The sequence below is a fragment of the Paraburkholderia sp. MM5384-R2 genome (assembly GCF_014201025.1).
Classification (GTDB): Bacteria; Pseudomonadota; Gammaproteobacteria; order Burkholderiales; family Burkholderiaceae; genus Paraburkholderia; species Paraburkholderia tuberum.
The window spans coordinates 314,983-337,340 of the sequence record NZ_JACHDI010000006.1; the positions used below are offsets into that span (position 1 = coordinate 314,983).

The 22,358-nt window shown below is 64.6% G+C and carries 13 protein-coding genes, 1 tRNA gene and 1 pseudogene; 11 read left to right on the plus strand and 4 right to left on the minus strand.

The genetic code is table 11. From position 1 onward, the window contains the following. Positions 1-69 precede the first annotated feature (69 nt). Positions 70-1,458 carry an amino-acid N-acetyltransferase gene (gene argA, locus HDG37_RS13550; protein ID WP_184022179.1) on the minus strand — a complete coding sequence of 463 codons (1,389 nt, stop codon included), beginning with the start codon at positions 1,456-1,458 and terminating at the stop codon, positions 70-72. A gap of 23 nt (positions 1,459-1,481) precedes the next feature. Between argA and hrpA the strand changes: the two genes are divergently transcribed. Continuing rightward, a complete protein-coding gene (gene hrpA, locus HDG37_RS13555) occupies positions 1,482-5,897 on the plus strand; it encodes an ATP-dependent RNA helicase HrpA (RefSeq protein ID WP_184048078.1) in 4,416 nt (1,471 codons plus the stop codon). A 149-nt stretch (positions 5,898-6,046) separates the two neighbouring features. On the opposite strand, the gene HDG37_RS13560 is transcribed toward hrpA, so the two are convergent. Continuing rightward, positions 6,047-8,557: a YadA family autotransporter adhesin gene (locus HDG37_RS13560; RefSeq protein WP_184048081.1), complete on the minus strand. Its 2,511-nt coding sequence runs from the start codon at positions 8,555-8,557 to the stop codon at positions 6,047-6,049. A 580-nt stretch (positions 8,558-9,137) separates the two neighbouring features. On the opposite strand from HDG37_RS13560, the gene HDG37_RS13565 reads away from it, so the two are divergent. From HDG37_RS13565 to HDG37_RS40025, 5 genes and pseudogenes are all read left to right on the plus strand, one after another. Continuing rightward, positions 9,138-10,157, plus strand: a complete 1,020-nt coding sequence (locus tag HDG37_RS13565) for a beta-propeller fold lactonase family protein (protein ID WP_184048084.1) — start codon at positions 9,138-9,140, stop codon at positions 10,155-10,157. Between the two features lie 90 nt (positions 10,158-10,247). Continuing rightward, positions 10,248-11,246 carry a sterol desaturase family protein gene (locus tag HDG37_RS13570; protein ID WP_184048086.1) on the plus strand — a complete coding sequence of 333 codons (999 nt, stop codon included), beginning with the start codon at positions 10,248-10,250 and terminating at the stop codon, positions 11,244-11,246. A gap of 230 nt (positions 11,247-11,476) precedes the next feature. Continuing rightward, complete coding sequence (locus tag HDG37_RS13575; protein WP_184048089.1) at positions 11,477-12,310, plus strand: EI24 domain-containing protein; 834 nt, start codon at positions 11,477-11,479, stop codon at positions 12,308-12,310. 19 nt (positions 12,311-12,329) lie between these two features. Further along, positions 12,330-13,163 carry a molybdopterin-binding protein gene (locus tag HDG37_RS13580; protein WP_184048092.1) on the plus strand — a complete coding sequence of 278 codons (834 nt, stop codon included), beginning with the start codon at positions 12,330-12,332 and terminating at the stop codon, positions 13,161-13,163. Positions 13,164-13,411: 248 nt separating this feature from the next. Further along, a pseudogene (locus HDG37_RS40025) lies at positions 13,412-13,630 on the plus strand (hypothetical protein); the annotation flags it as partial. Between the two features lie 186 nt (positions 13,631-13,816). On the opposite strand, the gene HDG37_RS13590 reads toward HDG37_RS40025, so the two are convergent. Continuing rightward, the gene (locus HDG37_RS13590; protein WP_184048098.1) at positions 13,817-14,281 is read right to left on the minus strand and encodes a rhodanese-like domain-containing protein; all 465 of its coding nucleotides are present in this window, start codon (positions 14,279-14,281) and stop codon (positions 13,817-13,819) included. A gap of 454 nt (positions 14,282-14,735) precedes the next feature. On the opposite strand from HDG37_RS13590, the gene glnA reads away from it, so the two are divergent. From glnA to HDG37_RS13610, 4 genes are all read left to right on the plus strand, one after another. After that, a complete protein-coding gene (gene glnA / locus HDG37_RS13595) occupies positions 14,736-16,151 on the plus strand; it encodes a type I glutamate--ammonia ligase (RefSeq protein WP_184048101.1) in 1,416 nt (471 codons plus the stop codon). A gap of 199 nt (positions 16,152-16,350) precedes the next feature. Further along, positions 16,351-17,493, plus strand: a complete 1,143-nt coding sequence (glnL, locus tag HDG37_RS13600; RefSeq protein ID WP_184048104.1) for a nitrogen regulation protein NR(II) — start codon at positions 16,351-16,353, stop codon at positions 17,491-17,493. 36 nt (positions 17,494-17,529) lie between these two features. Continuing rightward, positions 17,530-19,068 carry a nitrogen regulation protein NR(I) gene (gene ntrC / locus HDG37_RS13605; protein WP_184048107.1) on the plus strand — a complete coding sequence of 513 codons (1,539 nt, stop codon included), beginning with the start codon at positions 17,530-17,532 and terminating at the stop codon, positions 19,066-19,068. 140 nt (positions 19,069-19,208) lie between these two features. Continuing rightward, positions 19,209-21,326, plus strand: coding sequence for a prolyl oligopeptidase family protein (locus HDG37_RS13610; protein WP_184048110.1), 2,118 nt, complete (start codon positions 19,209-19,211; stop codon positions 21,324-21,326). A gap of 51 nt (positions 21,327-21,377) precedes the next feature. Here the strand turns inward: HDG37_RS13610 and xth are convergent, their stop codons facing one another. Next, complete coding sequence (xth, locus tag HDG37_RS13615) at positions 21,378-22,154, minus strand: exodeoxyribonuclease III (RefSeq protein WP_184048113.1); 777 nt, start codon at positions 22,152-22,154, stop codon at positions 21,378-21,380. A gap of 77 nt (positions 22,155-22,231) precedes the next feature. Here xth and HDG37_RS13620 point away from each other — a divergent pair. Continuing rightward, positions 22,232-22,343 (plus strand) — tRNA-OTHER (locus HDG37_RS13620). The last annotated feature ends 15 nt before the right edge of the window (positions 22,344-22,358 follow it).

A 22,358-nucleotide genomic window follows, 5' to 3' on the forward strand; every position in this document is an offset into this window, starting at 1 on the left:
GCTTCTCCTGTAATCGATGTGGGGCGGGCAGACGCCGGTTCGGATCAGATGGGGGCGATCACGAAGTACTCAAAGCTGTTTCATCAGCACGAGCGATTTGCGCTGCCAGTTATAGAGTCGGCGGCGGTCTTCGGGCAAGTCGTCGACCGTAACCTTGACGAAGCCGCGCTTCAGGAACCAGTGTTCGGTGCGCGTGGTGAGCACGAAAATGCGCGTGAGGCCGCGTGCCCGCGCGCGCTGTTCGATGCGCTTGAGCAGGCGCTCGCCGTCGCCGGTGCCTTGAGCTTCGGGCGCGACGGTCAGGCACGCCATTTCGCCGATGCGCTCCTGCGGATACGGATACAGCGCCGCGCAGCCGAACAGCACGCCGTCGTGCTCGATCACCGAGAAATGGTCGATATCGCGTTCGATCTGGTGACGGCCGCGCCGTACCAGCGTGCCGTCTGTTTCGAGCGGCTCGATCAGTGCGAGAATGCCGCCGACGTCGTCCGGCGTTGCTTCGCGCAGGCTTTCGAGGTTCTCGTACGAAATCATCGTGCCGACGCCATCGTGCAGGAACAGTTCGAGCAGCAGGCTGCCGTCGAGCGCGTACGGGATGATGTGCGCACGCGGCACGCCGCCGCGGCAGCCGCGGATCGAATGCTTCAGGTAGAACGCGGCGTCGCCGGTCACTTCGCCGCTTTCGTGCAGCTTGTAGGCGTCGTCGAGCGACAGTTCGCGGATCAGCGCGGTGCCGCTTTCGCCGGTTTCCATCAGGCCCGGCGTTTCGGTCAGGAACACGATCTTGTCGGCGCGCAGCGCGATCGCCGCGGCCGAGGCCACGTCTTCCATCGACAGATTGAATGCCTCACCGGTGGGCGAGAAGCCGAGCGGCGACAGCAGCACGAGCTTGCGGCTCGCAAGCGAGTGCCGGATCGAATCCGCGTCGATCTTGCGCACGAGGCCCGTGTGCTGGAAGTCGACGCCGTCCAGAATGCCGACGGGGCGCGCCGTCACGAAGTTGCCCGATACGACGCTGATGTGCGCGTGCGCCATTGGCGTGTTCGGCAGACCCTGGCTGATCGCGGCTTCGATGTCGAGACGCACTTCGCCGGCCGCCTCCTTCGCGGACTCGAGCGCGCGCGCGTCGGTGATGCGCATGCCGTGTGAAAACTCCGATTCGACGCCGTGCAGGCTCATCTGCTCCTCGACCTGCGGGCGCGAGCCATGCACGAGCACGATCTGGATGCCCATTGCCTGCAGCAGCGCGATGTCGGACACGAGCGCATTCAGCAGCCCCTGATGCACCACTTCGCCGCCGAAACCCACGACGAATGTCTTGTTTCGGAATGCGTGGATATACGGGGCGACGGAACGCATCCAGTCGACGAATTGCGCGTGCTGGGCGAGGGTTTCCGGCGAGTCGGCGGGGGCCGGGACGCTCGCGGGCGCGGGGACGAGGTCGGTTTGGGAATTCATGCCGGGGATTATAATGCGCCCCCATGTCGAATGTACCCAAAAGTCCCGCTGGGGCGAACGAGAAACCGGCGTCGGCCGGCGAGCCGGCCAACCCCGGCGACACGATGCGCCGCCCAGCGCAGGATGCGAAACCCGATCAGGCCCGTGACGCGCGTCGGGGGGCGGGTGCGTCTGCGCGAAAGGTGCCGCCTGAAGAGCGCCGCAATACGCCTTCGGCCGCGCCTCGCGGTGAGCATGGCCAGCAGGCTCACGACGAGGGAGGTGATGCGCGGCAAAGCGAGCAGCGCAATGAAATCCGCGACGCGCGCTCGGACACGCCTCGCGTTGAACAGCGTCGTGCGTCTCGCAACGAACAGGGAGATCGCGGGCCACGTAGCGAGCAACGCGGATCCACCCGCGGCGAGCAACGTCACGGATCGCGCGACAAACAATCGGGCGAGCCGCGCAAGGAACCTCGCGCGCCGCGCGAAGCGCGGCCGTCGCGGGTCGTCGAGCCGAATCCGATTCCACCGGTCACGTTCCCCGAAGCGCTTCCTGTCTCCGGTCGTCGCGACGAGATCGCGCGGGCGATCGCGGAGAATCAGGTCGTGATCGTGTCGGGCGAAACCGGCTCGGGCAAGACCACGCAGTTGCCGAAAATCTGCCTCGCGCTTGGCCGTGGTTTCGGTGCCGGCGGCAATGGTCTGATCGGCCATACGCAGCCGCGCCGGATCGCCGCGTCGGCGACCGGGCGCCGTATCGCCGAGGAACTCGGCACGCCGTTCGGCGAAGTGGTCGGATACAAGGTGCGTTTCAACGACAACCTCGCGCCGGGCGCATCGGTCAAGCTGATGACCGACGGCATTCTGCTTGCGGAAACGCAGACCGATCCGCTGCTGAATGCCTATGACACGCTGATCATCGACGAAGCACACGAGCGCAGCCTCAACATCGATTTTCTGCTCGGCTACCTGAAGGAGATTCTTCCCAAGCGTCCCGACCTGAAGCTGATCGTCACCTCGGCGACGATCGACGCCGACCGTTTTGCGCGTCATTTCGGCAGCGACGACAAACCCGCGCCGGTGATCGAAGTGAGCGGCCGGATGTATCCGGTCGAGGTACGTTACCGTCCGGTCGTCGAGGACAGCCCGGCGGTCAAGGCGGCGCAAGGGACCTCGGGTGCAACCTCGTCTGGCCGCGAGCGCCCGAAGACGCAGCGCGAGACTGATCGTGATCTGATGGAGGCGATCGTCGACGCCGTCGACGAACTGTGCCGCGAAGGCCCCGGCGACGTACTGGTGTTCCTGCCCGGCGAGCGCGAGATTCGCGACGCCGCCGAGGCGCTGCGCAAACATCATCCGCCCCACACGGAGATCCTGCCGCTGTTCGCGCGGCTCTCGGCCGCCGAGCAGGAACGCGTGTTCCGCGCGTCGAACGCGCGCCGCATCGTGCTCGCGACCAACGTCGCCGAAACTTCGCTGACGGTACCCGGCATCCGCTACGTGGTCGACACCGGCCTTGCGCGCGTGAAGCGCTACTCGTATCGCAACAAGGTCGAGCAATTGCAGGTCGAGTCGATTTCGCAGGCCGCCGCGAACCAGCGCGCGGGGCGTTGCGGCCGGGTCGCCGATGGCATCTGCATTCGTCTGTATGAGGACAGCGACTTCCAGGGCCGCGCGCGCTTCACCGATCCGGAAATTCTGCGCTCGTCGCTTGCTTCGGTGATTCTGCGCATGAAGTCGCTGCATCTGACGGCGATCGAAACCTTCCCGTTTATCGAACCGCCGCCGGGCCGTGCGATTTCCGATGGCTACCAGTTGCTCAACGAGCTCGGCGCCGTCGACGACGACAACCACCTGACGCCGCTCGGCCGCGAACTCGCGCGACTGCCGCTCGATCCGCGCGTCGGCCGCATGATCCTCGCCGCGCGCGACCAGCAGGCGCTGAAGGAAGTGCTGATCATCGCGAGTGCGCTGTCCGTGCAGGACCCGCGCGATCGCCCGATCGAAGCGCAGGAGCAGGCGGACCAGGCGCATCGCCGGTTCGCCGACGAGCGCTCCGAATTCCTGCAGTGGCTGAAGATCTGGAACTGGTTCGACGAAGCGATCGCGCACAAGAAATCGAACCGGCAGCTGCAGGACGAGTGCCGCAAGAACTTCCTGTCGCAACTGCGGCTGCGCGAATGGCGCGACGTCCACTCGCAGCTGCTGACGGTGGTGCGCGAGCACGGCTGGCGGCTGAACGAAGCGGAGGCAACATTCGAGCAGATCCATCTGGCGCTGCTGACCGGTCTGCTCGGCAACATCGGCCTGAAAGCCGACGACGAGCCGTACTACCTCGGCGCGCGCGGCATCAAGTTCTACTTGTGGCCCGGCTCGGCGCTCGTGAAAAAAGCAGGCAAGTGGGTGATGGCCGCCGAGCTCGTTGAAACGAGCCGTCTGTACGCGCGCTGTATCGCGAAAATCGAGCCGGAGTGGGTCGAGAAGGTCGGCGCGCATCTGCTCAAGAAGTCGTTGTCCGAGCCGCATTGGGAAAAGCGCGCGGCGCAGGTGTCCGCGTTCGAGCGCGCGATGCTGTACGGCCTGCCGATCTATCACCGGCGGCGCGTCGCCTTCGGCAAGCAGGATCCGGCGCGGGCGCGCGAGCTGTTCATTCGCGGTGCGCTCGTCGAAGGCGAGTTCGACACGAAGCTTGCGTTCTTCGCGCACAACCGCAAGCTGCTCGCCGACATCGAGCAGCTCGAGCACAAGTCGCGCCGCCAGGACGTGCTGGTCGACGACGAATTGATCTACGCGTTCTACGATCAGGCGCTGCCGGACGGCATCCATACCGGCGCCGCGTTCGAGCGCTGGTATCGCGACGAGGTCAAAAAGAGCGGCCAGGCGGAGGACAAGCTGCGGCTGTTGTATTTGTCCCGAGACGATCTGATGCGGCACGAGGCGGCGGGTGTCACGACGGATCTGTTCCCTAAGCGGCTGACGATGGCGGGCATCCAGATGGCGCTGACCTATCACTTCGAGCCGGGCACGCCGCGCGACGGCGTGACGCTCGCAGTGCCGCTGTACGCGCTGAACCAGGTCGACGCGCGCCGCTGTGAGTGGCTCGTGCCCGGGATGCTGAAAGAAAAGGCGCAGATGCTGCTGAAGTCGCTGCCGCAAAAGCTGCGTCGGCATTGCGTGCCGCTCCCCGAGTACGCGGCGGGCTTCGCCGAACGGCACGGCGCACTGCGCTTCGGAGGAGGAGGCTTGCTCGAGGCGCTGATCGCCGACCTGCGCGAGCAGACCCAGGTCACGATGAAGCAGTCCGACTTCAAGCTCGAGACGCTGCCCGCGCATCTGTTCATGAACTTCAAGGTCATCGACGAACATGGCCGGCAGCTCGCGATGGGGCGCAATTTGTCGCAACTGCGCGCCGAGCTCGGCGCTCAGGCGCAGCAGCATTTCCAGAAGCTCGTTTCGGGCGCGGCGGGCGCCGCCTTGGCCGACGCGGGCGGCGGCGGTGTTGCGGCACCTGCACGCTCTCCAGATTTGGCTCAGAGTGGCGCGTCGCGCGGCAAGGGCGCGGCCGCGCCGCAACCCGCGACACCCGAAGGCGCACCAGCCACCGCGCTCTATGAAAACCTGACCACGTGGAATTTCGGCAAGTTGCCCGAGTTGCTCGAAATTCGCCGTGGTGGTCAGACGCTGTTTGGCTACCCGGCGCTCGTGGACCGTGGCACCCTTTGCGACGTCGAGGTGTTCGATTCGCCGGAAGAAGCCGCGCGGATTCATCGGGCGGGCTTGCGTCGGCTCTTCGCGCTGCAGTTGAAGGAGCCGATCAAGTATCTGGAGAAGAATCTGCCGGGCCTGCGCGAAATGGCCATGCAGTTCATGCCGCGCGGCACGCAGGAGGAACTGCGCGATCAGCTGATCGACACCGCACTCGACCGCGCGTGTCTGCAGGATCCGCTGCCCGACGACGATGCGAGCTTCCATGTCCGCCGCGACGAAGGGCGTAGCCGCCTCACGTTGCTCGCGCAGGAAATTTCGCGGCTGGTCGGTCAGATTCTTGGCGAATACGCGAGCCTGACGAAGAAGCTCCTGCAGGCGAAGCCATTCGTGGCCGCGTACACCGATCTGCAGAATCAGCTCGATGCGCTGATCGGCAAGCGTTTTGTCGTCGATACGCCGTATGCCCAACTCGCACATTTCCCGCGTTATCTGAAGGGGATGGCGCTGCGTATCGACAAGCTGCGCGCGGACGCTATACGCGACGCGCGGCAGTTCGCCGAATTCCAGCCGCTGCTGCAGCACTATCAGCGCGCGGTGTCGCAGCGCGGCGGCGTCGTGGATCCGCGGCTCGCGGAATTCCGCTGGCTGCTCGAAGAATTGCGCATCTCGCTGTTTGCGCAGGAGTTGCGCACCCCGATGCCGGTTTCGGTGAAGCGCCTGCACAAGGTGTGGGAGTCGATGCAGCGTTAAAGCCAGGGCGCTCGCTCGCGGACGCTGGACACTGGGTGTGCACCGCGGCCGATGAGCGGGCCCGCGCACCGGTGCGCGCAGGGTACACCCGGCGTCCTCTGAGCGCCGTCGCGGCCGGACTCGGTCCGATACGTTCACTCGAGCTGATTTCACCAATGCATCCCCGCGCCGATCGATGCGCCGAACTGTCGGCGAGAGTCGGTGCTGCCTTGGACCTTGTAGATCCATTTGCCGGTGTCCGACAACTGCGACACGCTGATTGCGAGCGCAGATTGACCGCCGTACGTGCCACCCGCCATGGCGACCATGCCGTGTCCCGGCAGGACCGCTTGCGGCAAAGCTGCCATCGCGAGCGCCGATGCCGTGCCCCCGTAGCTGTCCCGACGGGCTGAGCGGATCTGGTCGTCGGTATAGCGATTCGACGCGCTGATCGCGCCGCTCACGCTTTGCTGCAACTGATTGACGTTGACCGCGTCGGTGCCTCGCACGCCGGCCGCGACGTTGGCGATCTGGCGTTCCTGGCCCGCCGCGCCAACCGATACCGTGTTCGCTCGGTCGGCGACGGAGCCCTGGCCTAACGCCACCGCGTTGTCGGCACTCGCGCTGGCTGCGGCACCGACCGCCGTCGCGTTGTTGCCGCTGACGATGGCGTTCGCTCCGATGCTTGCCGCGTTGGTGCCGCTTGCTTGTGCATTCGCTCCGACGGCAATCGCGTTCGTGCCGGCCGCCTCTGCGTTCGCACCCTCGGCGACCGTGTTGACGCCGCTCGCCCGCGCGTTCGCCCCGGCCGCAATCGCGTGCGCGCCGGACGCCTGCGCGCTCTCAGTCGCGCTATCGCCTGCCGCGCTGAACAACGCGTCGGCCGAGCCGATCGTCGCGTTATTGATCGCGCCTTCGAGCGCCGCGTTCAACTGACCGAGGTTGACCGCGTCGGACGCCTGTACGCCGTCCGCGACGTTGTGGATGACGGTGCCCTCCGTGGTTTCGCCGCCGAGCGTAACGCTGTTCCGGTTGATGCTGCCGTCGGCGTTCGTGTCGTACATGACCGCGCCGTCGAGCTTCGCTGCGGTCGCGCTGCTCTGGTCGCTCACCGCTTTCAGTTGGGCGACGTTGACCGCATCGGTGTCGGCGGTGCCAGCCGCGACGTTGGTGATCTGGCGCTCGTTGCCCGTTGAGCCGACCGACACGGTACCCGCGCGATCGGCGATCGAGCCCTGGCCGAGCGCGACGGAGTTTGCAACTAGCGCGCTCGAGTTAGATCCGAGCGAAAGTGCGTTGTCGGCGGCTGCGCTGGCACCGGAGCCGAGCGCGAGGGCGCCGGCGCCGCTCGCCGTGGCGTTGGAGCCGAGCGCCGTCGCACCGGAGCCGTAGGCCGACGCTGACGCGCCCAGCGAGGTCGCGTCGGCCGTGCCGGCGACGGCGCCCGCGCCGATCGCGGTCGAGTCGGTTGCGCTGGCGCTGGCGCTGGTGCCGAATGCGGTTGCGTTGCTGCCCATAGCGCTGGCGTTGCTGCCCGCGGCAAGCGCGTGCGTGCCGTCTGCGAGCGCCTCGTTGGAGCCGTCGACCGGGTCAGCAGCGCTGAAGTAATGCAGCGCGCTGCTTTGAGCGAGTGCATCGACCTTGTTGTCGACCGCGCTCAACTGGCTCACGTTGACCGCGTCGGTGGGCGCGGCGCCCGCGGCGACGTTGGTCAGGCGACGCTCGTTGTTCGCCGAGCCGAGCGAGACTTCGCCCGTCGCGCTGGAGGCCGCGATCGGGGTGGCGCCCGTTCCCACGGGCACAAACGCGCTTTGCGACAGGTCCGTCGTGGTGCTGGCGTTGGCGCCTAGCGCGACGCTATTGTCGGCGCTCGCGTTTGCGTTGCTGCCGAGCGCTATGGCGCCGGCTCCCGCGGCCGTTGCGCCGAAGCCGATTGCGCCGGCGTAGGCGCCGCGTGCCTGCGCGGCAACGCCGAGGGCGACGGCGCCGACGCCGCTGACGACGGCATTACTGCCAAGCGCGACGCTCGAGTCCGCGAGCGCCGAGGCCCATGCTCCGGCGGCGAGCGAGTTGGCGCCTCCGGCCTGCGCGACATAGCCGAGCGCGGTCGATCCGACGCTGGTTGCCGTGGATAGGGAGCCGAACGCGGAGGCGGCCGAGTCCGCCGCTATTGAACCGGAGCCCGCTGCGACCGAGTCGACGCCAAGCGCCGACGCGTTCAGACCGACCGCGGTCGCGCGTTCCGCTTGCGCATTCGCATAAGGCCCGAAGGCGCTCGCGCCTTCGCCTTGTGCGGAAGAGGAGAGACCAATGGCGACTGCGCTATCGCCCTGCGCCGTGGCGTTCGTCCCTACCGCGATCGCGCCGTCGTTTTGCGCGTTCGCCTGCGAGCCGACCGCCAGCGATGAGTTGCCGCTTGCGGTGGCCTGTGCGCCTATCGCGACCGCGATGTCGCCGGGCGCGCTGGCCGTGCCTACCTCGACGGAATCGACGCCGGCGCCTGTCGCTTCCGTGACGTAAAGGGCCGCCGCCGCAATTGCAACACCCGCGGTACTTCGAACCGCCCGGGCGATGCTTTTCTGGCGCGCGGAAGCACGGTGTGTTTGCAGGCAGGCAGTTCGCCGTGCTGCGATTTTTATTTGAGACGTGGTATGGCGAATTATCGAAATATTCTTGTTCATCAATTAAAAATCCTCCGCATTATTGGAGTTAGTGGCACGCAGCGTGTATTCCGACTTTGACTTGAATTTATTGCCTGGTGGGTTTGAAAATATTGAAAATACAAAAACGCCGGTCATTGGTAAGGCTTGCGTTATTTGGCCGAGCGCGCGTCAGCCCGGCGATGTACGCTCGGGATTCATGGGGGAGGCGCTACCGGGGCGGCGCGTATGGAGAATTCTCCGATGTCCGCGTGCAATTCGGATATCAGCAAACTCCGAAATTCAATCGGGCTAAAAAATATATTAATACGGCTAGGTTTTTATTGATAAGGAAAGAGGAGTATTCTTATTGCTCCAGCTAATCATTTGCGCGATTTTAACGTGTGGCTGATGCATGATTGAACCTGACAGGGAGAGCACATTGATTCCTCACTCGAAAACCCGCGGCGCGAGCATCAAACCGGACGTGGCAGACGAAATCTCCCGCACGCGGCCGCGCTTCATCGCACCCGTCATTTTTCGGTCGTCGCCAGTGACTTGCGTCAACCGCCCGGACCGGCAAACGTTCTACAATGACCGTTGTTCTCCGAAGCGAGTTCTCATGCGTAAATTTTTTCTTCCCGGCTTGAGTGCCACGTTCGCCGCGACCGCGGTGCTGGTCGCCGCCGCAGGCTTTTTTTCTCCGGCGGCGCACGCCAATAGCGTGATCGTGCTCAATTCCGGCGAGGCCACGCTGAGCCTGATCGACGAGAACAGCCACCAGGTCATCGGCACCGTGCCCACGGGCAAGGAACCGCATCACCTGATGGCCACGCCGGACAACTCCTCGCTGATCGTCGCCAATTCGGTGTCGAACAGCCTGATGTTCGTCGATCCGAAGACGGGGCAGTTACAGCGCTGGGTCGAGAACATCGAAGATCCCTATCAGATCGGTTTTTCGCCTGATCGCAAGTGGCTCGTCACTACGGGACTGCGGCTCGATCGACTCGACATCTATCACTACGACAACCAGAAAAACCAGATGACGCTGGCTTCACGGCTGCCGCTCGCGGTGATGCCGAGCCACATGGCGTTCTCGAACGACAGCAAGACGGTGTTCGTCTCGCTGCAGATCTCGGGCGAGCTCGCCGCCATCGACCTGCCCACGCAAACCGTCAAATGGAAGATGAAGGTCGGCAAGGTGCCCGCGGGTCTGTGGATGACGGCGGGGGAAAAGTACCTGCTCGTCGGCATGACCGGCGAGGACTGCGTCGCCGTGGTGGACTGGCGCAACCAGAAGGTCGTCAAGACGATTCACACGGGCAAGGGCGCTCACAATTTCCGCTCGCTCGCCGACGGCAAGCATGTCGCGGTGTCGAACCGCGTCGCTAGCACGATCAGCATCATCGACGAAGACACGCTCACCAACGTCGGCGACATCACCGGCCTGATGCCGGGACCGGACGATATGGAACTTTCCGCCGACAAACGCTATTTGTGGGTGACCTTCCGCTTCGCGAAGCACGTTGGCATCATCGATCTCAACACGCGCAAGCTGATCCAGACCATTGCGGTGGGCCGCTCGCCGCACGGCATCTATTTCTTCGACCGCGCGCCGGTGACGGCGCCGAACGGCGCTTGAGGGGCCTGACGGCGCCCGACAGTGCCTGAGGGCAACAGGGCAGAGCCAGGACGCCACGAGCCACCAAGGATGAAGTAACAGGCCAGCATCATGTTCCATCTGATTTTCTCCTCACTCGACAGCTTCGTTTCAGCCGCGCAGACGTGGCTGTACGTCGACGTGGTGCAGCCGCTGCTGTTCCGGTTCAATCTGATGGACTACGACGAGGACACCTACGACAGCCTGTACTGGGTCATCGTTGGTGTGCTCGAGGTGCTCGCGATGTACGCGATCCTGCGTCCGCTCGAGGCGCTGCGCCCGGTCGAGCAATGGGAGCACCGCAAGGCCGTGCGCGTCGACGTGCTGTACACGTGGATCGCCAAGCTCGGCATTCTGAACCTGTTCTTTTTCTTCGCGCTGCAACCGTTCTTCGACAACGTGCAAGGCTGGCTGCGGCTGCACGGCATCGCGAACCTGAACTTCGACAACCTGTGGCCCGGCGTGACCACGCAGCCGCTCGTCACGTTCGTCATGTATCTGCTCGTACTCGATTTCGCCGGCTACTGGTATCACCGCTGGCAGCACCGCTTCGGCGTGTGGTGGGAGCTGCATGCGGTACACCATAGTCAGCGGCAGATGTCGCTGTGGTCCGACGATCGCAACCATCTGCTCGACGATCTGCTGCAGGCGTCGTTCTTCGCGATGATCGCGCTCGCAATCGGTGTGCCGCCGTCGCAGTTCGTCGTGCTGGTTGCGATCACGAATCTCGCGCAAAGCGTGCAGCACGCGAACATCCGCCTGTATTACGGCTGGCTCGGCGAGCGGCTGCTCGTCAGCCCGACGTTCCACCGCCGTCACCACGCGATCGGGTACGGTCATGAAGGGCTCAATTACGGTTGCAATTTCGGCGTGCTGTTCCCGTGGTGGGACATGTTGTTCCGCAGCGTGTCGTGGAGCCGCGACATGGAGCCGACCGGTATCAGCGATCAGCTCGAAGGCCGCCGCTATGGCGATGGATTCTGGGCGCAGCACTGGTTCGCCTTCGTGCGCATCGCGCATCGCCTCGTATCGAAGCGCCGCGCACCCGGCAACGACACCGCTGCCGTTTGAGTCGGTTCAGAGTCCGTTCCGAGTCCGTTCCGAGTCCATTGCGGGTCCATTGCGGATCCATTGCGGATCCATTCGAGCGCGCACTCCGCCGCGCTGCTCACTTCCGCCGGCGGCGCGTCCCTTGGTTTATGCTGTGCACGTTCGAGCGCACCCTCCAGTGCCCCAGCATGCCTGGTCCGGGCGCGGCGCGATTTTCCCGTCCATCGTTTCGTTCGCAGGCACTGGCTCGCATGAATGATCTGTTGCGCTCGTTTGGGCGCGCACTCGCAAGCGCGTTGCATCCGCGCATGCTCTGGCTGACCTTCAAACCGTTTATCGTCGCGACGGTCGGCTGGGGCGTACTCCTGTGGTTCTTCTGGCAGACGCTGACCGGCGCGACCCGCACCTGGCTCGACGACTGGTCTTTCACCGCCACGCTTTATCATCTGTTCGACGTGCTCGGTTTTTCGACGCTGCACGCGGTCATCGCGCCGTTCATCGTGATTGCGATGGCGATCCCGCTGATCGTCGTCACGGTGCTGCTGCTGATCGCCATGCTGTCGATGCCGGCCGTGATCCGCTTTCTCGCGGCCCGCCAGTTCGCCGGGCTGGAGATGCGCCACGGCGGAACGTGGTACGGTAGCCTCGGTCAGGCGCTCTGGACCACGCTGCTGTGTCTGGCGCTGCTGATCGTCACGTTGCCGCTGTGGCTCGTGCCGCCGTTTTTCGCGTTGATTCCGCCGCTGCTGTGGGGATGGCTCACGTATCGCGTGATGACCTACGACGCGCTCTCGTTGCATGCGACGCGCGACGAGCGGCGCGAACTGGTGCGGCGCCACCGGCTGCCGTTGCTGCTGATCGGTATCGTGAGCGGCCTGCTAGGTTCGCTGCCGACGCTGTTGTGGGCGTCGTCGGTATGGCTGATTGTGCTGTTCCCGGTGATCACGACGGTGACGATCTGGATTTACGCGTTCATCCTCGTGTTCTCGGCGCTATGGTTCGGCAACTACTGCCTGCGCGCGCTGCAGCGCATGCGGGCGGAAGCGCCTGGTGGCGCGCGCGAGGTCGCGCCGGTTCCCTATTGATCAAACGAAAGAGGCGGCAATGGCATTTGGCGTCATCATCATCGGCGATGAAATCCTCTCGGGCAGACGCGTCGACAAGCATCTGCCGAAGGTGATCGAGCTGCTCCGCGGGCGCGGGCTGTCGCTCGGCTGGGCGGAGTACATCGGCGACGATCCGGAGCGCATCACGGCGACGCTGCGGCGCACGTTCGCGTCGGGCGACATCGTGTTCTCGACGGGCGGTATCGGCGCGACACCGGACGACCACACGCGCCAGTGCGCGGCGGCCGCGCTCGGCGTGCCGCTCGAGCTGCATCCGGAAGCCGCGAAGCTGATTCAGGAGCGTATCCGCGACATGTATCCGGCGAACTCGCCGGCGCCGCTCGATCTGAACTCGCCCGAGAACCGGCATCGCCTGAATATGGGCACGTACCCGCAGGGCGCCGACATCATTCCGAACGGCTACAACAAGATTCCGGGCTTTTCGATCCGCCAACACCATTTCGTGCCGGGTTTCCCGGTGATGGCCTGGCCGATGATCGAGTGGGTGCTCGACACGCAGTACGCGCATCTGCATCACACGACGCCGCACGCTGAAAAATCGCTGCTGGTGTTCGAGTTGCCGGAGTCGCGCGTGACGCCGCTGATGGAGAAAATCGAGCGCGATTTTCCGGGCGTGCGGGTGTTCAGCCTGCCGAGCGTCGGGGATGCGCAGCGCGGCGGCGTGTATGCGCGGCATCACATCGATCTGGGTGTGAAGGGTGAACCGGAAGCCGTCGCCGCGGCGTTCGTGAAGCTGCGAGAGGGGGTACATCTGCTCGGTGGCGATATCGTTGAGCCCGAAGCGGCGGCAGCAGCCGCGGGTAAGCCGTGAAGCTGAGCGGGCCCTCAATACGATTCAGGTAAGTAGTCAGGACACGGCTGCGCTGACGAAGTTTTATACGGCGTTCTATCCGCGGTGTGGGCGCCGAGCGTATTCAGCGATTCCAACGGCCAATATATCGACTTCGACCAGCAGGTCCATACGGTTAGCGCGGGCCACGCGGCGCGTGGTCCAGCAGATCATGGCGAGCGCGTTCGGCACAGGGCCGAACGGTTGCCCGGCAATGACGACCTCGGCGCGGCGCCACGCTGAACTTCGTGATGGGTTCGTCTCCCTCCCAGTGGGGGACGAGCGCGGCGGACGCACCCCCTTCGTACGGCGTGCCGCTCGCGCGGAATGTGGCCGACGCATTCAACAACCACGGAATCGGCAGCGACGGCAGCACCGATACCGATGGTCTGGGTGCGGACTTCGACGGCTCGCTGTTCAGCTTCTCGTCGCAGGCCTTGACGGCGGCGCGCGCGGCGCTCGACAAAACAAGCGGTCCGCGCCTGAGGGTCAGGTTGGCGCGAACCGCGAGATCGCAGTGTCACAACCCGCGCCGACGATGCAATCAATGCGTGGTCGGCGCGAACCGTTTCAATCGGCGTGCTTCAGCGCCGCGCCACGGGCATCCGCAGATGCGGGCAGTGCGCCACGCGCCATCAGGCTCCGATCCATGGCAAGCCGCGAAAACACCATCCCGACACCGTCTTCCGATGCGCCTGGCCGTCCTTGTCGCCTTCGAAGCCTTCCAGCAGGTCATACGCCTTCGTGAAGCCGGCCTGGGTCGCGGCGATCGCGGCGAGCTTCGAGCGCGCGGCGCTGCGGCACAGGAACAGCACCGGCGTGTCGGGCGAGGCGACCTGCGCGAGTTGCTGCACGAACTCCTGATTGGGCACCGCGCCCGGATAGCGCGTCCATTCGACATGCGCGTATTGGCCATCACCGATCAACGGCCGGCCGACCCAGTCGAGCTCGGCGCGGGTACGCACGTCGACGAGACGCGTGCGCGGATCGAGTTCCAGCAGTTCGAACGCCTCGGCCGGCGATACCGCGCCCGCGTAGGGCAGTTGGTTCTCGGTGCGGCGGGCGTCCGCCTTCGCGTAAAGCTGTTCGAGCGTGCTCATGAGCGTCAATCTCCTTCGGACCAAATGATCATTCTAGCGCGCTGCAGGCAGCGCACAGACCTGTGTAGACTGGACGGCGCCGAGCAGTCGCGGGCGCCGCCCCAACCTCGATGCGCAAATATGGTGCATTTCCTGCTGAATGCACCAAAATGGTATGGACCGTCGTTTCCAAAGCGGTGAATGCGCGAAATTGGTGCGTTGCAATGCCCGCACGTTTGTTTGCGACGCTGCTCGCGCCTCGTGCGTGGCCGGCAAACGTAAGCGGCGTAATGGTGTGCGCCGGATTTACCCATACAAGGTCGAGAGGTGGCACACTATCTGCTTTATTGGTGCCGATCGATTTATCCCGGCAGAATTTTCCGCTCGCGACGCCATATAAGTGGACGTTCCGGGATGGGTCAGCTAGATTGGGCGGCGGCTGAATCCGCCGAAATTGTTAATCAGGAGATAGGTTATGAGTAAATCCGTGGCCGACGTCATTCAACTCGTCAAGGACGAAGACGTCAAGTTTGTCGACTTCCGTTTCACCGACACGCGCGGCAAGGAACAACACGTTTCGGTGCCGGTGTCGGCATTCGATGAAGACAAGTTCGAAAGCGGCCATGCGTTTGACGGATCGTCGATTGCCGGCTGGAAGGGCATCGAAGCATCGGACATGTTGCTGGTCCCGGACGCGAACACGGCCTTCATCGACCCGTTCTACGAAGAATCGACCCTCGTGTTGACCTGTGACGTCGTCGAACCGGCTGACGGCAAGGGCTACGAGCGCGACCCGCGCTCGCTCGCGAAGCGCGCCGAAGCGTACCTGAAGAGCTCGGGCCTCGGCGACACCGCGTACTTCGGTCCGGAACCGGAATTCTTCATTTTCGACTCGGTCCAGTGGAACACGGATCAGTCGGGCTGCTTCGTGAAGATCGGTTCGGAAGAAGCACCGTGGTCGTCGGCGAAGGAATTCGAAGGCGGCAACACCGGCCACCGTCCGGGCACCAAGGGCGGCTACTTCCCGGTCGCGCCGGTCGATTCGTTCCAGGACATCCGTTCGGAAATGTGTCTGCTGCTCGAACAGATCGGCATTCCGGTCGAAGTGCATCACCACGAAGTGGGGGGCATGGGCCAGAATGAAATCGGCACGAAGTTCTCGACGCTGGTGCAGCGCGCCGACTGGACGCAGCAACTGAAGTACATCATCCAAAACGTCGCGCACACGTACGGCAAGACGGCAACGTTCATGCCGAAGCCGGTCGTCGGCGATAACGGTTCGGGCATGCACGTTCACCAGTCGATCTGGAAGGACGGCACGAACCTGTTCGCAGGCAATGGCTACGCAGGTCTGTCGGAATTCGCGCTGTTCTACATCGGCGGCATCATCAAGCACGCTCGCGCGCTGAACGCGATCACGAACCCGGGTACGAACTCGTACAAGCGTCTCGTGCCGCACTTCGAAGCGCCGGTCAAGCTCGCTTACTCGGCTCGCAACCGTTCGGCATCGATCCGAATTCCGCACGTGTCGAACCCGAAGGGCCGCCGTATCGAAACGCGCTTCCCGGATCCGCTGGCGAATCCGTACCTGTGCTTCTCCGCGCTGATGATGGCGGGTCTGGACGGCGTGCAGAACAAGATTCACCCGGGCGAAGCCGCCGACAAGAACCTGTACGACCTGCCGCCGGAAGAGGATGCAAAGATCCCGACCGTGTGCGCGGGCCTCGACCAGGCTCTCGACTCGCTCGACGCGGACCGCGAGTTCCTGACGCGCGGCGGCGTGTTCACGGATGCGATGCTCGACGCGTACATCGAACTGAAGACGACGGAACTGCAGCGTTATCGTCAGTCGGTGCACCCGATCGAATTCGAAATGTACTACTCGCTGTAAGCGGCCATGGCGCTTCGCCCTTCACCCGGCGAAGCGCTTTGCCCGACGCTCGCGATCGGTCACGAAGGGACGGCGGCGCCGTCCCTTTTTCGTTAGGCCGTACGCACGGCCGGCCGCGCGCGGGCAACACGGCATTCGGTGAAGCACAATAAAGCAGCACTCCTGATTTATCACCATCTCCTACCGGCCAGACTGCAAGATGGTTCTCAAGAATCTGATCAAGGCAAGGAAAGGACACGAACAGACGCTGTCGGACGACATGCAGCTCGTGAGTTCTGGCCTGCTGCCAGGCTTCGAGGCGCTGCCGACCGTCTTGCTGGTGCTCGAGAAGCGCACGCTGCGCGTCGCGTTCGCGAATCCGTCGGCGGAGTCGATGCTGGAGATGTCTCGCAAGCAACTCACGCAGATGGCGTGGCCAGACATCTTCTCGAACGCGGACGAACTGGTCGCGACGATCACCGCGATCGCCGCCCACCGTTTTCACGCGACGCATCTGGACGCCGTGCTCGAGCGTCCCGGCCACGAGCCGCTGCACGTGCATGCGATCGTCGGTTTTCTGGAAAGCGCGCAGGACTACGTGTTGCTCGAACTGTTCGAGAACGAGCGGCATCTGCGCACCGACCGCGAAGAGCGCATCAACGACCTGACGGCCGTCAACAAGCATCTGATCCGCAATCTCGCGCACGAAATCAAGAATCCGCTGGGCGGGATTCGCGGCGCCGCGCAACTGCTCGAGTTCGAACTCGGCGAACGTGAGCGCGACGAGTTGCGCGAGTACACCCAGGTCATCATCAAGGAGTCGGACCGCCTGCAGACGCTGGTCGACCGCTTGCTCGAACCGCACCGGCATCCGCATATCGTCGGCGACGTCAATGTTCACGAGGTGTGCGAGCGCGTGCGTCAGGTGATTCTCGCGGAGTTTCCGCGCGGCCTGACGATCGAGCGCGACTACGACGTCAGCGTGCCGGATCTGCGCGGCGACAAGGAGCAACTGATCCAGGCGCTGCTGAACATCGTGCGCAATGCGGCCGAGGCGTTGCGCGAGCGGATCTCGCAGGGCGATGCGCGCATCGAATTGCGCACGCGCATCGCGCGCAAGGTCACGATTTCAAAACGCTTGTGCAAGCTGGCATTGGACTTGCATATCATCGACAACGGCCCAGGCATTCCCGAAGAGATTCGCGACCGCATTTTCTATCCGCTCGTGTCGGGGCGCGAGGACGGCAGCGGTCTCGGTCTCACGCTAGCGCAGACCTTCGTGCAGCAGCACGAAGGTCTGATCGAGGTGGACAGCCGGCCGGGCCATACCGAGTTTCAGATTCTGCTGCCGCTCGACCTCTAGATAACACAAGCACCTCAAGACTTCTGACCGAACTATATGAAGCCGATCTGGATAGTAGACGACGATCAATCAATTCGCTGGGTGCTCGAGAAAGCGCTGGCGCGCGAGAACTTCGCGACGCGCAGCTTCGCGAACGTGCGCGAAGCGTCGGCCGCGCTCGATCACGACAGCCCGCAGGTGCTGGTCTCCGATATCCGCATGCCCGGCGGCTCCGGGCTGGAACTGCTGCAAACCGTACGCGACAAGGTGCCGGGCTTGCCGGTCATCATCATGACCGCGTTCTCGGATCTCGATAGCGCGGTCGCCGCATTCCAGGGCGGCGCGTTCGAGTATCTGGCGAAGCCGTTCGACGTCGACAAGGCCGTCGAGCTGATTCGCCGCGCGGTCGACGAAAGCATGCGCGGCGAGCAGACGTGGGACGACCGCGTCGCCGAAGCGCCCGAGATGCTCGGCCAGGCGCCCGCGATGCAGGACATGTTTCGCGCGATCGGCCGCCTGTCGCATTCGGCGGCCACCGTGCTCATTACCGGCGAATCAGGCACCGGGAAGGAACTGGTCGCGCGTGCGTTGCACCGACATAGCCCACGCGCGAACGGCCCCTTCATCGCGTTGAACACGGCCGCGATTCCGAAGGATTTGCTGGAGTCCGAACTGTTCGGTCATGAGCGCGGTGCGTTCACCGGCGCGCAGGCGATGCGCCAGGGACGCTTCGAGCAAGCCGAGAACGGCACGCTGTTTCTCGACGAAATCGGCGACATGCCGTTCGATCTGCAGACGCGTTTGTTGCGCGTGCTGTCGGACGGGCAGTTCTATCGCGTGGGCGGCCACAATCCGTTGCGCGCGAATGTGCGGGTGATCGCGGCGACGCACCAGAATCTCGAATCGCGCGTGCGGCAGGGACTGTTTCGCGAGGACCTGTATCACCGTCTGAACGTGATCCGTCTGCGCTTGCCCGCGTTGCGCGAGCGCAACGAGGATATCCCGCTGCTGACGCGGCATTTCCTGCAAAAGAGTGCGCGCGATCTCGGCGTCGAACCGAAGCGCGTGTCCGAGGAGGCGCTCGCGTATCTCGCGTCGCTGCCGTTTCCGGGCAACGTGCGGCAACTCGAGAACCTCGCGAACTGGCTCACGGTGATGGCGCCCGCGCAGACGATCGAAACCAAGGATCTGCCGCCCGATCTCGGTCCCGCGCACGGCGCCGGGAGCGAGCCTGGTGCGGGCGCCGCTGCCGGCGCGACGACGGATGGCACCGTGGCGACCAATGCGGGAATCGCGGGCGGCGGGCCGCTCGCTGGCACGAACGGCGGCGCGCTCGTGCATCCGGGTGGGGCGGCCGGTGCGTCGGTCGCCACCGCGCTGAGCGCATGGGAAGGCGGCTTGCGCACCGAAGTCGCGCGCATGCTGCGTGAAAACGCGGCCGACGTGATGGACGAACTCGCGCGCCGCTTCGAAGCGGCCGTGATCCGCGAAGCGCTCGACTTCACGCGCGGCCGCAAGGTCGAGGCGGCCGAGCGGCTCGGCATCGGGCGCAATACGATTACGCGCAAGATTCAGGAGCTCAATCTGGAGCCTTGACGCGCTCGTTCTGAGCGATGCTGCATGGCAGGCGGGGGCGGCTCAGGCCGCCTTCGTCGTTGTTGCATCGCGCCCCGCGGCAAACCGTCGACCACCGCGCACGAGGCATAATCAACGCTGTTCCGATCCAACAGCCGACGATGCCAGCTTCTTCAGCTTCTCCCGCCCCGTTCGAGTGGCCGCTTTCCCCCGATCCTTTCCTGTCGCTCGAAGAGCTGTACGACGCTGACGCACTCGCATGGGTCGACGCGCAGAATGCGCGCACCCGCGCGGCGTGGTGCAGCGGCGAGTCGTTCGACACGCTCAGACGGCGGCTCGCCGATGCCTATCTGCCGCGCGAGCGTCCGGTGATTCCGGATCGCTGGAAGGACTGGGCCTACGATTTGTGGCAGGACGAGCGCAATCCGCGCGGTCTCTGGCGACGCACTGCGTGGGCCGCATGGCGCAACGGCGCACCGGTGTGGCAAAACCTGCTCGACTTCGACGCGCTCGGCGCGGCCGACGGCACGCCCTGGGTCTGCGTCGATCTCGATATCCTTTATCCGGACGGCGACCGCGCGCTGATCACGATGTCGCCGGGCGGTTCGGATGCGCTCGTCGTGCGCGAGTTCGATCTCGACGCGCGGCGTTTCGTCGACGATGGCTTCGCGATTGCGAAGGCGGGCAAGCACACGGTGTCGTGGATCGATCGCGATACGCTGTACGTCGGCTGGGACAATGGGCGCAAGACGCTGACGCGCTCCGGTTATCCGCGCGACGTGCGGCGCTGGACCCGCGGTACCGCGCTCGCGGATGCGCCCGTCGTGTTTCGCGGCGAGTTTGGCGACATCGGCGTGGAGGCGCATTACGATCCGGTCGATCGCCGGCATACGGTGACGAGCAGCGTCGACTTTTTCGATTCGCACACGTATTACCTCGACGACGCTAGCGACGCCTGGCATCGTTACGAAGTGCCGCCGCACGTCGCGGTGGGGGCGTGGCAGGGCTGGCTGTTGCTCGAGCCGCGGCTCGATTGGGAGTGCGAGTGGGACGGCAATCTCGCGCGCTATCCGGGCGGCGCGCTGCTCGCGATTCGCGAGGACGCGTTTTTGCGCGGCGAGCGCGACGTGACGCCGCTCTTCACGCCGACGCCGCTGACCTCGGCCTGCGAGTGGTCGCATACGCGCCATCATCTGATCGTGTCGTATCTCGACGACGTGCGCGGCAAGACGCTGATCTGGACGCCGTCGCAGCGCGAGGACGGCACCTGGCAGTGGCGTGAGCGCGTGTTCGCGTCGCACGGCGATGCGCAGGTCGACGTGTCGCCGGTCGAGTCGACACTGAACGACGAAGTGTTCGTCGACACCGACGATTATCTGCAACCGCCCGCCTACTGGCTCTCCGATCTCGCGCTCGAGGAGCCCGGCGAATGGGAGTTGCTCGACCGTTGGCCGACGCAGTTCGACGCGACGCGCGTTGCGGTGACGCGCGGCCATGCGGTATCGGCCGATGGCACGCGCGTACCCTACACGGTGATTGGGCCGAAGGAAGCGCAATCGTCGCCGGGCGATGAAAGCCCGACGCGCCCATGTCTGCTGAGCGGCTACGGCGGCTTCGCGATTCCGCTGCTGCCGAGCTATCTGACGGGGCAGGGCATCGGCTGGCTCGAACGCGGCGGCGTGTACGTGGTCGCGCATATTCGCGGCGGCGGCGAGTTCGGCACGCGCTGGCACACGGCGGCGCAAGGCGAGCATCGCCAGCGCGCGTTCGATGATTTCATCGCGGTCGCCGAGGCGCTGATCGCGACCGGCGTGACGAGCGCCGCACAGCTTGGCGTTCAGGGCGGCAGCAACGGCGGTTTGCTCGTGGCCGCCTGCATGGTGCAGCGGCCGCAGCTATTCGGCGCGGTCGTCTGCGAGGTGCCGTTGCTCGATATGAGCCGCTATCACCTGCTGCATGCGGGCGCCTCGTGGATCGACGAGTACGGCGACCCCGACGAACCCGATGAAGCGCGTGCGCTCGCCGCGTATTCGCCGTATCACAACCTCGCGGCGGGTGTCGCGTATCCGCCGGTGCTATTCACGACGTCGACCGCCGACGATCGCGTGCATCCCGGCCATGCGCGCAAAATGGCCGCGCGCATGCAGGCGCTGGGCGCGCAGCACGTGTGGTATCGGGAGAATACGGAAGGCGGCCACGGCGGCTCCGATGAGCTGGAGCAGGCCGAGCATGATGCGATGGTGTTCGGGTTCTTGTGGGGTGTGCTGGGCGGCGCTTGAAGCAATAGGGACGCGAGGCAGCGCTGCCTCGTTTCGTCGCTGTATGCCGGATCAGCCCAGCTGCGCGAACACTGGCGCGTGATCCGACGGCTGCTCCCACTTGCGCGGCACCTTGTCGATGTCGCACGCCGAGCAGATGTCGGCCAATGCCTTCGACAGCAGGATGTGATCGATGCGCAGTCCCGCGTTGCGACGGAACGCCATCATCCGGTAGTCCCACCACGAATAGATTTTTTCCTGCTGCTCGAACTGGCGGAACGCGTCGAGCAGGCCGAGGCCGATCAGCCGCACGAACGCCGCGCGTTCCTCGGGCGACACCAGATTCTGACCTTCCCATGCCTTTGGATCGTGCACGTCGCGATCGTCGGGCGCGATGTTGTAGTCGCCGAGCAAGGCGAGCTTCGGATGCAGCGTCATCTCGGTTGCGAGCCAGTCGTGCAGCGCGTCGAGCCAGCGCAGCTTGTACGCGAACTTGTCGGTGCCGGGGGCCTGGCCGTTGGGGAAGTACGCGGAGATGATGCGCACGCCGTCGATGGTTGCCGCGATCACGCGCTGCTGCGGGTCCTCGAAACCGGGGATGTTGCGCACGATGCTGCTTTCGTCGACGTTCATACCTTCGCGCACCAGAATGCCGACACCGTTATAGGTTTTCTGACCCGCGTACCAGCTTCGATAGCCGACCGCCTCGAGTTCGGCGCGCGGAAATTTTTCGTCGGGAAGCTTCAGTTCCTGCAGGCACAGCACGTCGGTGCCGCTGCTCGCGAGCCAGTCGATGACGTGTTGCTGGCGGACCTTGAGGGAGTTGACGTTCCAGGTGGCGATTTTCATCAGTTGCACAAATTGTTGATTTTCAATAAATATTTGACTTGATGTGGTCGTGATATACGTATCGATATACCATTTCGCGAGTGGTGTTCCGTTACTCGGGAGTCACACGCCATGCCAGTCCGGCGCCGCAGCCTATATGATACGGCCTGTCACGCCCGGAGGGCGCGGGTTCGAGTCCCGTCCACTCTGACCATAGATTTGCTT

Coding starts and splice junctions, on each gene's coding strand:
- xth (WP_184048113.1), bottom strand. CDS start 22,154: ATGAAAATCGCCACCTGGAACGTCAACTCCCTCAAGGTCCGCCAGCAA.
- hrpA (WP_184048078.1), top strand. CDS start 1,482: ATGTCGAATGTACCCAAAAGTCCCGCTGGGGCGAACGAGAAACCGGCG.
- HDG37_RS13610 (WP_184048110.1), top strand. CDS start 19,209: ATGCCAGCTTCTTCAGCTTCTCCCGCCCCGTTCGAGTGGCCGCTTTCC.
- argA (WP_184022179.1), bottom strand. CDS start 1,458: ATGAATTCCCAAACCGACCTCGTCCCCGCGCCCGCGAGCGTCCCGGCC.
- HDG37_RS13580 (WP_184048092.1), top strand. CDS start 12,330: ATGGCATTTGGCGTCATCATCATCGGCGATGAAATCCTCTCGGGCAGA.
- ntrC (WP_184048107.1), top strand. CDS start 17,530: ATGAAGCCGATCTGGATAGTAGACGACGATCAATCAATTCGCTGGGTG.
- HDG37_RS13570 (WP_184048086.1), top strand. CDS start 10,248: ATGTTCCATCTGATTTTCTCCTCACTCGACAGCTTCGTTTCAGCCGCG.
- glnL (WP_184048104.1), top strand. CDS start 16,351: ATGGTTCTCAAGAATCTGATCAAGGCAAGGAAAGGACACGAACAGACG.
- HDG37_RS13575 (WP_184048089.1), top strand. CDS start 11,477: ATGAATGATCTGTTGCGCTCGTTTGGGCGCGCACTCGCAAGCGCGTTG.
- HDG37_RS13560 (WP_184048081.1), bottom strand. CDS start 8,557: ATGAACAAGAATATTTCGATAATTCGCCATACCACGTCTCAAATAAAA.
- glnA (WP_184048101.1), top strand. CDS start 14,736: ATGAGTAAATCCGTGGCCGACGTCATTCAACTCGTCAAGGACGAAGAC.
- HDG37_RS13565 (WP_184048084.1), top strand. CDS start 9,138: ATGCGTAAATTTTTTCTTCCCGGCTTGAGTGCCACGTTCGCCGCGACC.
- HDG37_RS13590 (WP_184048098.1), bottom strand. CDS start 14,281: ATGAGCACGCTCGAACAGCTTTACGCGAAGGCGGACGCCCGCCGCACC.